The sequence below is a fragment of the Methylocella tundrae genome (assembly GCF_038024855.1).
In the GTDB taxonomy this organism is placed as follows: Bacteria; Pseudomonadota; Alphaproteobacteria; order Rhizobiales; family Beijerinckiaceae; genus Methylocapsa; species Methylocapsa tundrae.
On the sequence record NZ_CP139089.1, the window covers coordinates 185106 to 197711 of the forward strand.

Genomic DNA, 12606 nt, shown 5'->3' on the forward strand with positions numbered 1-12606 from the left:
TGGCTTGCCTTGGCGCGGCGCCGGAATCACTCACGGCGCGCCAGCGGGCGGCCTTGGCGCCTGCGCGGCGCCCTGGGAGGCTGCGTCAGGATGGCGTTGATGTTTGCCCTGCGCGGCGTCGACGGCGCCGGACGCGTTCATCGCCACGCCGTCGCTCGCCGCGACGAAGACGCTCGCCCCTTCGCGCAACCGATCGGCGCCGTCGACAACGACGCGATCGCCCGGCGCGAGGCCGGAGGTGACGGCGACCTTGCCATTTTCCTGCGGCCCGAGTTCAATCTTGCGCACGGAGACTTTGTCGTCCGGGCCGATCAGATAGACATAGGTTCCAGGGGCGCCGCGCTGGATCGCCGTCACCGGGGCCGTGACGATGCCGTTCAACGATCTGATCAGGAGCCTCGCATTGACGAATTGATTGGGAAAGAGCTTGTCGTCGAGGTTTTCGAACTCGGCGCGGATTTTCACGGTCCCGGTCGTCGTATCAATCTGGTTGTCAATCGTCATCACCTTGCCGACGGCGAGCTTATTGATGTTGGCGCGATCATATATCGTGACTTCGAGCGGCGCGCCCGCCTTCGTCTGCGCCATGATCTGCGGAATATCGTCCTCCGGCACGGTGAAGATGACCGAGATCGGATGGATCTGCGTCAACACCGCGATGCCGGCGTCGCTCGTCTGAACGTAGTTGCCGGGATCGACGAGACGCAGGCCGACGCGGCCGTCGATCGGTGAGACGATCCGCGCATAGGTGAGGTTCAGCTTCTGCGTGTCGATCTGAGCCTGGTCGGTCTTGACCGAGCCCTCGTACTGTTTGACGAGATAAACCTGATCCTCCGCAGTTTGACGCGCGATCGAATTCTGCTTCAGCAGCGTTTGATAGCGCGTCATGTCGTTTCGCGCCTGGTCGAGCAACCCCTGGTCGTGCACCAGCTGACCTTCGTACTGAGCCTGCGCCAGCTGGTACGGGCGCGGGTCGATCTGGGCTAAGAGATCGCCTTTCTTGACGATCTGGCCTTCCGTGAAGGCGACTTCCATCAATTGGCCGTTGACCTGCGTTTTCACCGTTATGTTGGCGAGCGGCGTCACCGTGCCAAGCCCCGTGACGACGACATTGATGTCGCCGAGGGCGATGGTCGCCGCGCCCACCGGCTGGGCGACGGCGTGACGCGGGGGGCCGCTCGGAGGCGCCCGCTCGGCGGTGACGAAATGATAGGTTGCAAACGCGATCCCCGCCGCGAGCACGATCAGAATCGCTGACCGCAGCGGCGAGCTTTTCCGCGTCGCCGGTTCGGATTCGGGCGCGGCCGGCGCGCCCTTTTCGGTGTCGGGCTTTGCTTCTGCGCTTGGCTCAGCCTCGCGGAGGAAGAACGCGCCGGCAGCATCATTTTCCACCGTGCGTGTGCGGTCATCCATCGTCTTGCGTCCAATACCCGTGTCTGACTGCGCCTTGGATGGTTCCCATTCAGCAATCATCGCCTAAAATCGATTGCTATCGTCTATCCAACGCATGAGGTTTTCGTAACGTAAGCAACCAGACAGGATTGTGGTCTTGATGCACGCTACCGTCGGCGTTAATCATGCGCATCAGTGAAACATAATCATGGCGTTTCTCTAATCAACTCTTTGTTGATAAAATGGTTTGCTATTCGCGGCGCGCTTTGTTCCGAGGCGCAGCCGCGGCAAGGAAAACTCAAAATCAAAAATGCGGGATCAGCGGGTTGGCGTCCTCGAGCGCCACGCTGCTTGGCAGCAATGCGACGTCCCAGCCGCCGCCGAGAGCCTCGATCAATTGAACGCTGGCAAGGAAACGGTCCTGGCGAATGGTCAGTGCGGATTCCTGATTGCTCAGCAACTGCGCCTCCGCCACGACCACGGCCGTGAAGGCGACCGTGCCCGCGGCATACTGATTGAGGAGCACGTCGACCTCTTCCTGCGCGGCCTTGACGGCAGCGTCCTGGACTTTCGCCTGCTGCGCGAGAATGCGCAAAGCCGCGAGTTGATCCTCGACCCCCTGAAAGGCGGACAGCACCGTCTGCCTGTAATTTGCGACGCTTTGATCGTAAGTGGCTCTGGCGGCGTCGACGGTCGCGCTGCGTAGGCCGCCATCGAAGGTCGTCTGCACGGCGGCGGCGCCAAGGCTCCAGGCTTCGTTGGCGAGCGAGACGGCGAGAGGCCCGCGTCCGGCGAAGCCAAACGCGCCCGAGAGGCTGATGGTTGGATAATAGGCGCCGATGGCGACGCCGATGAGCGCGTTTTGCGCTTGCATCGACCGCTCGGCCGCGGCGATGTCGGGACGTCGCTCCAGCAATATCGAAGGCACGCTGACGGGGATCGCCGGCAGGGCGTTCTTGAAGGCGTTTCGCGCGATTGTCACCTCCGCCGGGGGCTTGCCGATCAACACCGCGATCGCATGCTCATATTGCGCGCGGCTGATCCCGACATTGATCGCTTGCGCCTGCGTGTTCAAAAGCTGCGCCTGCGCCGTCGCGACGTCGGCTTTCGACACGGTTCCCGCTGAATACTGATGCTGCGTGATTTCGAGCGTTTTCTGGTAGCTCTGAGCGGTGCGGTTGAGCAGGTCTTGCAGCGCATCCGCGGCGCGTAGATTGAAATAGGCGATTCCGAGCAGAGACTGTGTGGAAAGCGTCGCATTGGCGAAATCGGCCGCCGAAAGCTGCGCGCCGGCGACATTGCTCTCGACGGAGCGGCGGATCTGGCCCCAGACGTCGAGCGTCCAGGCGGCGCTCGCGGACAGATCGGATGTTACAAGGGTGCTCGACGTGCCTGTGAACCCCGACGTTTTCGATCCATTATGCGTTCCCGTCGCGGAGTAATTGACCGCGACGGTCGGAAAAAGCCCCGCTTGCGCCTCCCTGACCAGCGCTTGCGCGGTCCGATACGCGGCCTCGGCTCCGATGACCGTCTGATTTGAGACCACGACCTGGCTTTCGAGTTCGTTGAGCTTGGCGTCCCGGAACGCCGCCCACCAGGGGCCGCGGTCCGCCGCGTCCAGCGGCGTTGCGACTTTCCACCCTTTGAGCTCTTTATATCTGGCCGGCTCCGGCGCTGGCGGCTTGATATAATCAGGACCGACGGTGCAGGCCGAAAGGCCCACGGCCAATCCCATACCGAGTAGCAGCGCCGGGTAGGCGAGTAGTGTTTTCACTCGGCGCTCGCTCACTCGTAGAATGTCGCCTGTGCATCCAGGCTGCGGCTGCAGTCTTAGCCAATGTCCTGCCGGGCGGGGCATCAGCCGCCCGCGTCGGCCTGACGCTCCGGCTTTGGCGTGACGTCTCGTTTCCTGCGGGCGGAATCTCTCTTCGAGGGCGATGCATCCCGCCGAAGAAGAATAAGCATCAAGCTTGGCCATGAGGTTCTCGTTAACAACTTACCGAGGCGCGAACAAGGCTGCGCCAAACGAGAAAACGTGACCGCGAACCGCCGCCTCTCACGCCCGACGGCTTGTCTGCGGGCCGGGATAGGGGCTTCGGCGTTTGCTTGTCCTCGGCCTTGAGCCACGCCGTCACTAATCCGTGATGGTCTTTATTTCTCTGAAACATAGGCCGGATTTGCGGCGAAGATATTGGGCGAACCTCTCGCGCCCGGAGTTTCCTTGGCGATGCCGCACTCAATCTATCCCTCGACCAGCCGGAAGAGCCGTGTTTCGCCGCTAAAGACCGTCGCTCTTCTGAGCGCGCTTGCGCCGGCTCTTTGGCTTGCCATAGAGGCGGGGCTGGGGCTGCTTGGGGCGCGTCCGCTGAACGAGGCGATCCATCAGTCCGGGCTTTGGTCGTTGTGGCTGCTTGCCGTGACGCTGGCGGTGACGCCGCTGAGGCGTGCGACGCGCTGGTCCAGGTTGATCTCGATTAGACGGATCGTCGGCCTCTCGGCCCTCGCTTATGCGTTGCTGCACGTCATTCTCTACGCTTGGGGACAGCATTTTGACGCGCCGCATATCGCATCGGAGATTTTTGCCAGATTCTATCTGACGATCGGCTTTATCGCTCTTTGCTTACTGTGCGCTCTCGGTGCTACCTCGACCGACGCCATGATTGCCCGGCTCGGCGCCCAAAGATGGAGCCGTTTGCATAAGCTCGTCTATGCGGCCGCCATCGCATCGGCGATTCACTTCTTCATGCAAGCCAAGCTCGACGTCAGCCAGCCGATTGCGATGGCGGGCATTTTTGCGCTTTTGCTGGGATGCCGTGTGGCGACGTGGCGGCTTGGCGACCTGTCGGCGGGGGCCGTCGCCAGCGTCGGGGCGTGTGCGGCGGTCGGCACGGCAATCGGCGAAGCTGTCTGGTTCAAGATTTCGACCGGCGTGTCTTTGCCGCTCGTCCTTGCAGCGAATTTCGACTTTTCCTACGCCGTCCGGCCATGCTGGTTCGTCGCGGGCGCCGCCTTTCTTCTTTGGATCGCGCGCCTGGCGCGTCCTTTGATCGTTGGCGGCGGCGCGCCGAGCGGGCGCGAAAAGGTGGATGATGCTCGGCTAAACTCCAACCAGGCAGCGGCGCTGCGGCTGAAAATTTAGGCGGCAAAGCGCTGGATTTGTTCCCGCGCCCTCAAGGCGGACCACGGCGCTCCAGGTGATTTCCAGGTGCGACGTTAAGACGGGGGCGTTTGACCGAAGAAATAAGAGGTCGTTGCAAAGCCAGGGACCTGAAACGCAGCGCCGCGATGAGCCGGCCGACACAGTTCTGGCGGAGACGGCGGCAGCGAAGAGGGTCGAGCCAAAGGAAGCGGCGAGCGAGGCGCCTCCAAAATTCTTTTTCTTCGACCTAAGCTTCGATCGTCCCAGCTTCGGGGGGATGTTGCTCGCCCCGGCGCGGCAGGCTTCCGTGCCTTGCCAGATAGCGCGCCGCGCGTTCGGCCGCCAGGGGATCTGCGAAGCTCTGGCCTTCCATCGCATCGAAGAGATGAGAAGCGGCAAAAAAGTTAAACGAAACGTCACGCCCGTCCCGGGCGACGATGCCGGCTGTGCGGCCGCTGATTTGAATGACATATGCGTCGGGCATTAAGCTCCCCTTCGACCAGCCTCTAACGGGCGACCAATAGTTGATAAAATCTATAGAGTGTAAATGTCAACGCATCGACGATCCCATTCTGACGCAAAAGCCGTTCCACCCTGGAGCAATGTGCGCGCGATAACGCCGCGTCGCGCACAACGCCATAGGAATGTTGCGCGAGGCTTGTGGTTCAATCCCGATGTCGTGTTCGGCCGATGGGCCGCGGGCCGCATGCGCGGTGAACCGGGAAATTGCCCCGCGGCTCGCGCGCCCCGCCACAGCCGAGCCGAGATGCGTCTCATCTTTTTGATGAATGCAGGTTGCGCCATCGCGCGCAGCGGGGCCTGGCATCAGGCGCATCGGCGTGCGGGAGCGCCGCCACGGATTGCCGCGATGCGTTGGCCGTGCGCAAGGAAACGATCGGAAAAGGATCGTTCAGTTGAAAAGGCTGGACACGCTTTCTTCTTTGGCGATGCGCGCAATCGCCTCGCCAATCAGAGGCGCGATCGAAACGACGCGAATGTTCTTGGAAACGCGAACGGCTTCCGTCGTCTGAATCGTATCGGTCAGAACCAACTCGTTGAGGCTCGATGCGGCGATTCGAGCCGCCGCGCCGCCGGAAAGAACGCCATGCGTGATATAGGCGTAAACATCGCTTGCGCCCTGGGCGCGCAAGGCATCCGCCGCATTGCAGAGGGTGCCGCCGGAATCGACGATATCGTCGATCAATATGCAGATTTTACCGTCAACGTCGCCGATGATGTTCATCACTTCCGATTCGCCGGCGCGTTCACGACGCTTGTCGACGATGGCGAGCGGCGCATCGATGCGTTTCGCCAGCGCGCGCGCGCGCACGACGCCGCCGACGTCGGGCGAAACCACCATCACATTGTCAAGCTTCAGCCGGGCTTGAATATCGCGCACAAGAACTGGAGCGGAGAACAGATTGTCGGTCGGAATATCGAAGAAGCCCTGAATCTGTCCCGCGTGCAGATCGACCGTCAGCACGCGGTCCGCTCCTGCGCGCGTGATGAGATTGGCGACCAGCTTCGCTGAAATCGGCGTGCGCGGGCCGGGCTTCCGATCCTGGCGGGCATAGCCGAAATACGGAAGCACAGCGGTAATTCGCCGGGCCGACGCGCGCCTCAGCGCATCGGTCATGATCAGCATTTCCATGAGATGATCGTTCGTCGGATAGGAGGTCGACTGAACGATAAACGTATCCTGTCCGCGGACATTCTCCTGGATCTCGACGAAAATCTCCATATCGGCGAAGCGGCGGACCTGGCACTTGGTGAGCGGAAGCCCGAGATAAGCGGCGATCGCCTCGGTAAGCGGCCGGTTGGAGTTGCCTGACAAAATCTTCATTTGATGAAATTCCCGCGTCGCCGCCAGTCGATAGCACACTCTTAAATAGAATAGCCTCAGCGGAGCAATGGCCGGGAAGCAAAATTCTATGCGCCTCGCGCGGCAGGCCGGAACCTCAAGATTTGTGCTTCTTTCAACGCACGAAGCGGCGCGCGCCGCTTCGTGAGCGCCGGAGCGTAGCGGCAGGGCGGGGCGCCGGTTATTTGACGCGGGTCCACGTTTCTGACCCGCACACTCCGCCATTGGCGCCGCATCCCTTGATCTGGAGGGCGCGTTCGCCATCCTCGGTCACGGTCGCATTATATAGCAGACCGTCCTCAGCGTTGTAGGTCGTGCCGGTCCAGGTCTTGTCGCCGCCTGGGCGCAAATTGATCAAGACTTCAAGTCCGATCACCGAGCGGTTGCGCTTGCTGGGGTCTGGATTGCGAACGTCCTTTCCGGGCGCTCCCCGCGTTGAGGCGACAAATCCACAAAGAGCCGCGCCGCATTTTTTGATACGCACGGTCGCAGTGCCGTCGCCGACGCGCCACTCGCCGATCGGATCGGCGCTGGCCGCCCCGACGGACAAGGCAACAAATCCAAACGCCGCCAAGATGATCCGCTTCATTGTTCCTCCAGCCTGATTATTTCGGTTGCCTAATCCGCGCGGCTATCGCAGCGGCGGCGAAACCCGTCCAGTGTTTCGACCCGCCCCAAAAATCTGGCGAAGACGGCGTAACTTCTCAGCGAAGGACGGCGGCGCTGAAGTCGCCGGCCGACGCCGATTGCGTTGAGCGCGCTCTTTGCACGATTGTCTGGCCGTCGTCCAGACCGGATGGAGGCGAGTTGGCGCTCGCGGAAAGCTGGGATCGCGATGAATCGCTTGCCAGGCTTGCGCTTGTATCGGTTGCCGGCGAGGATCGGGCGGCCATCGCCTCGGGAGTTGCGACAAGGAAGGCCGCGAGGTCGTCCGCGCTTTTGGCGGCAAGTTCGTTCATCGCCGCGGCGTCGAAACCGGACCAGGGATCGGCGCCGTCGCCCTTGACGACAACGCTGTCCTCGATCCTTTGCGCGCGCTTTTTCATCCCGTCGAAAACATCATACACCACGGCGATGGCGGTTCCTTTTTCAGCAGGGTAGCTCGTCACATAGCCGCGGATCAGATAGGCAGGCTCCTGCGAGGCTCCAAGCGCGATGTCGCGCTCCTTCGCCTGCGCGGTGAACGCATCCCGCATCTGAGCTTCGATCGGTTCTGGAACGCCGGTCAAACTCGTCAGGGCAACGCTGACCCCGCGCGGCGTGGCGCCCGTGGGCTGCTTTGCCGCAACGGGTTTGACGAGCGGTTGCGGCGCCTCGGCGGTGGGGGCTGTCTCGACGCAACCGGCGAGGCAGGCGGATAAAATGACGCAGCTGACGCCAGCTAGGACCCGCGGCTGCGGGTTGCGCCGGCGCGACGAGGAGGACTGAGCCATTTGTGTCATCCCCTTAATTGCTTTTGGACCCCGAATTTGGTTTTTGACCCGAAGCCGTGCGGCCGAGCCAGACGCTTTCAGAACGCTCGATCACGTCTTTGCGCCGGGAAATCCGGCGTCCAAATCCGCGAATCGTGAGAAGCGGTAAACTGAATCTTAACCAAGGTCTAGCATTTTGGAAGCTCGGCCCCGTAGAGCGCCCGCGCAGATCAAACGCGCCCCGGTTTGCGCCGCATCAATTCGTTCGCATTTGCAATAATTGAGCGTCTGTCGTACTTTGCGCTCACGGCAGCGTCCCAGTGGCCGCAAGCAGTTTCAAGGCAACACTCGGCCGGCCGTTGGGGCTCGCTGTTTGTCGTGCAGGCAATAAGAGGTCGGCGCCAGCCCAACCGGACATCAGCCGCGCTGGGATTGTTAGCCTATCTCATGTGCAGGCTGCGCGAAGGCAGCGCATGGGCGCGAGAACTCCAGCTCTGCCTGCGGCCTGAAAAAGCAGCGGCATATTGCGTGAGCACAAGGCCTGCGACATAGCCGAACTGAAGGCCGGCGACCAATCCGACGATCTGCAGGCATGACGCCGTCAAAGTTTGATTGATGAGCCCAGGGCCTGTGAGCACCAAAATGATCGCCACCGCGCAAGTCGGGATAAGAATATAGACCCTGAAGAAACGTCCGAGGACCAGTCCGAAAAGGACCGCCCCGAGCAGTAAGCTTATCATTTCGATGCCTCCCGATCGTCTTATCGTTCTTAGTTTCTTAATTCTTGTCTGTTTTCCTTCGACGGGTTTGCCCTAACGGCTCAAAAATCCAAAGCCTCATTTTGCAGCACATCCAGCGAGAGACTGAATTGCGGCTTCAAGACCCGAAAGTTTTATGACGCCGCTGATCTCGGCGTCGCCCTCGGAAATCTTGACAGACGGCTCGTTCGCATTCCGCCAGGGGCCTGTTGCCAACTGCATTCCGTCTGCTGGCAGGATAAGGCCGACGCCGGTCGCGACTACGCTACTCACAAAATAAAACTCTTGTTCTCCAACGTGCAAGGTAATTTTGGGGTGTGTTTGCGGAGGAAACGGTTCAATCACTACTATAATCGCCTCCACGCCTTGCTTGCTGCAGCGCAGCATTAGTCCGGCTAAACGCGGATCTGAGCGTTTGATATCAGAGATACGCAGTATAGCGGAAGAATCAGCCCCGCCGTCGACTCCGGGAGAGCGCGTAATCCGCCATGAATTCGCTGGGTCGGAAGGTAAAGCCGTTGAGTCATCAGCTTGGGCTGCAATGATGTACGGCGGCGGTGCTTGGGAAGATTGCGCCTGACTGGCAAAGATCAGGCTAAAAGCGTGCGCGAAGCAGACGGCAAGCAACGACGGCCAAGTCGAGCGGAGCATCTCAAGTTCTTCGGGAGATCGCGGGGGGCGTGAGAAAAGGGAAGGCCGCTGGGTCAAGTCTTGGCCGACGGCGAGCCGCCGGCCCAATTTTTACATCGGCTGTGCCATTATTGTCTCAAAGATACCGGCGATTGAGCCGCCGCACGAAAGCCGGAGCCGCCATAAACCGGTGATTATAGATGAGGTTCGATATAATCCTGAACGACACAAGCGCGGCGGCGAGAATTGCCAAGGTTCGCATAAAGCTATCCTTCTTTCGAGGGCGCATTTCGGCCTCCCGAATGCATGCTGCCTCAACGCCCCGCACAGGACGAAGTTCCATGCGGGGCGATGACGCTCTGTTCAAAGGCCGTCGAAGAGGGCGGTCGAAAGATAGCGCTCCGCGAAAGATGGAATGATGATGACGATATTCTTGCCTTCGCTCGCCGGCCGCGAGGCGACTTCAATAGCGGCGGCGACCGCCGCTCCCGATGAGATGCCGACGGGAATGCCCTCGACGCGCGCGAGCAGCCGCGCCGTATCGAACGCCGTCTGATTGCCGACGGTGACGACCTCGTCGATGACGGACTGGTCGAGGATCGAGGGAATGAAGCCGGCACCGATCCCCTGGATCTTGTGCGGTCCGGCCTGCCCGCCCGACAGGACGGGCGAATCCTCGGGCTCGACGGCGATGACTTTGAGGCTCGGGCGGCGCGGCTTCAGCGCTGTGCCGACGCCGGTGATCGTCCCGCCAGTGCCGACGCCGGAGATGAAGATATCCACCTTGCCGTCTGTGTCGTTCCAGATTTCCTCAGCCGTCGTCAGCCTGTGGATCTCGACGTTGGCGGGATTGTCGAACTGACGCGGGATGACGGCGTCGGGCGTCGCTTCGGCGATTTCCTGCGCCTTGGCGATAGCCCCCTTCATGCCTTGCGGGGCAGGGGTGAGGACGAGTTCAGCCCCAAGCAGCGCGAGCATTTTGCGGCGTTCGATCGACATCGATTCCGGCATGACGAGAATCAGCCTGTAGCCCCGCGACGCAGCGACGAAGGCGAGAGCGATGCCGGTGTTGCCTGAGGTCGGCTCGATCAGCGTCGTCTTGCCGGGCGTGATCTTGCCCTCCGCTTCGAGCGCCGAAATCATATGCTCGCCGATGCGGTCCTTGACGCTCGCCAGCGGATTGAAGAATTCGAGCTTGGCGAGGAGATTGGCCTTGAGGCCTTTCAGCGCCTCGATTTTCCTAAGGCGCACGAGCGGCGTGTTGCCGATCGTCTGCGTGATCGAATCATAAATGCGTCCGCGGCCCGGAGCTTGCTCGGGAGCGGAGGCTTTAGCCTGCTGCGCAGCGGTTTGCGCCATGATCTTTGCTCCATCTGGTTGAGCTGCACTTCGCGCCGAAGGTCAGCAATGGCTAGCGTTCTATTGGCGACCTCGCGAAGGCGCAAGATCAGTGCGCTGTTCCTGACCAGGCGCCGCGGAGCGCGCGCGCCGCTCCGGCCGCGGCCCAGGCGACGCTCAGGCGGCCCGCGCCAGGCCCGTCGCGGTCGACAGCGCCTGCTCGAGATCGGCGATGATGTCGTCTATATGCTCGATGCCGACTGAAAGGCGCACATAGCCGGCCGTCACGCCCGTCGCGAGCTGTTCTTCGCTCGAAAGCTGCGAATGCGTCGTCGTCGCAGGATGGATCGCGAGGCTGCGGGAATCGCCAATATTGGCGACGTGGTAGAACAACTCCAGCGAATCGATGAATTTGCGGCCGGCTTCCGCATTGTCCAGTTCGAAGCCGACAAGGCCGCCGTAACCGCCGGTCAGATAGCGATCGGCCCGCTCGCGCGCCAGACCCGTCTGCAACGAGGGATAGATGACCTTTCGCACGCCCGGGTGACGCGAGAGAAAATTCGCCACCGCCTCGGCGTTCTTGACGTGGCGCTCGATGCGCAGCGCCAGCGACTCTATTCCCTGCAGGATCAAAAAGGCGTTGAAAGGCGAGAGGCAGGCGCCGATATCGCGCAGCAGCGTCGTGCGCGCCTTGATGATATAGGCGATGGGTCCCAGCGGCTTGACCGCCTCGGTCCAGATCGCGCCATGATAGCTCGGATCGGGCGTATTGAGCGCGGGTTGCCGCTCCTTGTGGCTTTCCCAATCGAAATTGCCGCCGTCGACGATCACGCCGCCAATCGAATTGCCGTGGCCGCCGAGATATTTGGTGGCCGAATAGACGACGACCGCGGCGCCATGATCGAGCGGGCGCGACAGGATCGGCGAGGCGGTGTTGTCGACGATCAGCGGAATGCCAAGAGAACGTCCGATGGCGGCGACCTCGGCGATGGGCAGGACCGTGAGCTTTGGATTGGGCAGCGTTTCCGCGTAATAGGCCCGGGTGCGATCGTCCGTCGCGCGCCGGAACGCTTCGGGATCGTTCGGATCGACGAACCTGACTTCGATGCCCTGATCCTTCAGCGTGTTGGCGAAAAGGTTCCAGGTGCCGCCGTAGAGATCGGTGGCGCTGACGATGTTGTCGCCGGCGCGGGCGATGTTTTGCACGGCGAAGGCCGAGGCCGCCTGGCCGGAGGCGAGCGCCAGCGCCGCGACGCCGCCCTCAAGCGCCGCGACGCGCTGCTCCAGCACGTCGAGGGTCGGATTGCCCATGCGCGTGTAAATATTGCCGAGCTCTTTCAGCGCGAAGAGATCCGCGGCGTGCTGCGTATCGTGAAACTGATAGGAGGTGGTCTGATAGATCGGCACGGCGACGGAGCCGGTCGCAGGGTCCGCGCGCCAGCCGGCGTGCAGGGCAAGGGTCTCTGGCTTACGCGTCGGAGCCGGCATCAAAGTCTCCCAATGGTCGATGTTTGGCGCAAAGCGCGCGCCATTTCCCGTTCTTTGAGCATTACGGCGTTCAAACCATAAGCTTCGCGGCGGCGCGCCCAGCGGACGCGCCGATCGAAACCATCTTAGACCATCAGATTTGTAGAGAGAAGCGTTTTGTCGCTGGCCGAAAGGAGCCGGCCTGAAGCGGCTTACTGCTGCACGGACAAAAGATAAGCGATCACATCCGCGCGTTCGGCTTCGGTCTTGAGGCCCGAAAAATACATTTTCACCCCGTGCAGCACGCCGCGCGGATTGGAGAGGTAGAGGTCGAGTTCTTCGACGGTCCAGGTCTTGCCGGAATTTTTGAGAGCGTCGGAATATTCAAAGCCGGGAACGACGCCAGCCTTGCGATTGATGATGTCGCTGAGGCTTGGGCCGACCTTGTTGACGCCGATGTCAAGCGAGTGGCAGTTCTGGCAGGTCTTGGCGAAGATGGCTTTGCCGGCGGCCGCGTCGCCAGCCGCCGATGCGCCGCCCGCGAGGCCAAGGCCCGCCGCCAGCGCCAACCCGCTGATGAGAGTTTCAAGTCGCATGTCTGTCTCCTGC

Annotated in this window: 13 protein-coding genes; 1 reads left to right on the forward strand and 12 read right to left on the reverse strand. The window is 61.6% G+C overall.

All coding sequences use genetic code 11. From position 1 onward, the window contains the following. Nucleotides 1–30 precede the first annotated feature (30 nt). Nucleotides 31–1413, reverse strand: coding sequence for an MdtA/MuxA family multidrug efflux RND transporter periplasmic adaptor subunit (locus tag SIN04_RS03285; protein WP_341264208.1), 1383 nt, complete (start codon nucleotides 1411–1413; stop codon nucleotides 31–33). Nucleotides 1414–1696: 283 nt separating this feature from the next. Further along, entirely contained in the window at nucleotides 1697–3166 is a 1470-nt protein-coding gene (locus SIN04_RS03290; protein WP_244605648.1) for an efflux transporter outer membrane subunit, read from the reverse strand. Between the two features lie 453 nt (nucleotides 3167–3619). Between SIN04_RS03290 and SIN04_RS03295 the strand changes: the two genes are divergently transcribed. Next, on the forward strand, nucleotides 3620–4531 hold the full coding sequence (locus tag SIN04_RS03295) for a sulfite oxidase heme-binding subunit YedZ (RefSeq protein WP_134492229.1): 912 nt from the start codon (nucleotides 3620–3622) through the stop codon (nucleotides 4529–4531). Nucleotides 4532–4778: 247 nt separating this feature from the next. Here SIN04_RS03295 and SIN04_RS03300 read toward each other — a convergent pair whose 3' ends face one another. The 10 genes from SIN04_RS03300 to SIN04_RS03345 all read right to left on the reverse strand — a co-directional run bounded on the left by SIN04_RS03300 (nucleotide 4779) and on the right by SIN04_RS03345 (nucleotide 12593). Then, nucleotides 4779–5015: a hypothetical protein gene (locus SIN04_RS03300; RefSeq protein WP_134486122.1), complete on the reverse strand. Its 237-nt coding sequence runs from the start codon at nucleotides 5013–5015 to the stop codon at nucleotides 4779–4781. A 426-nt stretch (nucleotides 5016–5441) separates the two neighbouring features. Continuing rightward, complete coding sequence (locus SIN04_RS03305; protein ID WP_134486124.1) at nucleotides 5442–6374, reverse strand: ribose-phosphate pyrophosphokinase; 933 nt, start codon at nucleotides 6372–6374, stop codon at nucleotides 5442–5444. Between the two features lie 199 nt (nucleotides 6375–6573). Continuing rightward, entirely contained in the window at nucleotides 6574–6981 is a 408-nt protein-coding gene (locus tag SIN04_RS03310) for a DUF2147 domain-containing protein (protein WP_134486126.1), read from the reverse strand. Nucleotides 6982–7096: 115 nt separating this feature from the next. Further along, nucleotides 7097–7825 (reverse strand): hypothetical protein, encoded by a 729-nt coding sequence (locus SIN04_RS03315; protein WP_134486128.1) that lies wholly within the window; start codon nucleotides 7823–7825, stop codon nucleotides 7097–7099. A 419-nt stretch (nucleotides 7826–8244) separates the two neighbouring features. After that, entirely contained in the window at nucleotides 8245–8544 is a 300-nt protein-coding gene (locus tag SIN04_RS03320; protein WP_134486130.1) for a hypothetical protein, read from the reverse strand. A 96-nt stretch (nucleotides 8545–8640) separates the two neighbouring features. Continuing rightward, the gene (locus SIN04_RS03325) at nucleotides 8641–9213 is read right to left on the reverse strand and encodes a hypothetical protein (RefSeq protein ID WP_134486132.1); all 573 of its coding nucleotides are present in this window, start codon (nucleotides 9211–9213) and stop codon (nucleotides 8641–8643) included. Nucleotides 9214–9328: 115 nt separating this feature from the next. Then, on the reverse strand, nucleotides 9329–9454 hold the full coding sequence (locus SIN04_RS03330) for a hypothetical protein (protein WP_280178122.1): 126 nt from the start codon (nucleotides 9452–9454) through the stop codon (nucleotides 9329–9331). A 101-nt stretch (nucleotides 9455–9555) separates the two neighbouring features. Next, nucleotides 9556–10551: a cysteine synthase A gene (gene cysK, locus SIN04_RS03335; protein ID WP_134486134.1), complete on the reverse strand. Its 996-nt coding sequence runs from the start codon at nucleotides 10549–10551 to the stop codon at nucleotides 9556–9558. A gap of 156 nt (nucleotides 10552–10707) precedes the next feature. Further along, nucleotides 10708–12018, reverse strand: coding sequence for an O-acetylhomoserine aminocarboxypropyltransferase/cysteine synthase family protein (locus SIN04_RS03340; protein WP_134486135.1), 1311 nt, complete (start codon nucleotides 12016–12018; stop codon nucleotides 10708–10710). A gap of 191 nt (nucleotides 12019–12209) precedes the next feature. Beyond that, nucleotides 12210–12593 (reverse strand): c-type cytochrome, encoded by a 384-nt coding sequence (locus tag SIN04_RS03345; protein ID WP_134486137.1) that lies wholly within the window; start codon nucleotides 12591–12593, stop codon nucleotides 12210–12212. Nucleotides 12594–12606: the final 13 nt, after the last annotated feature.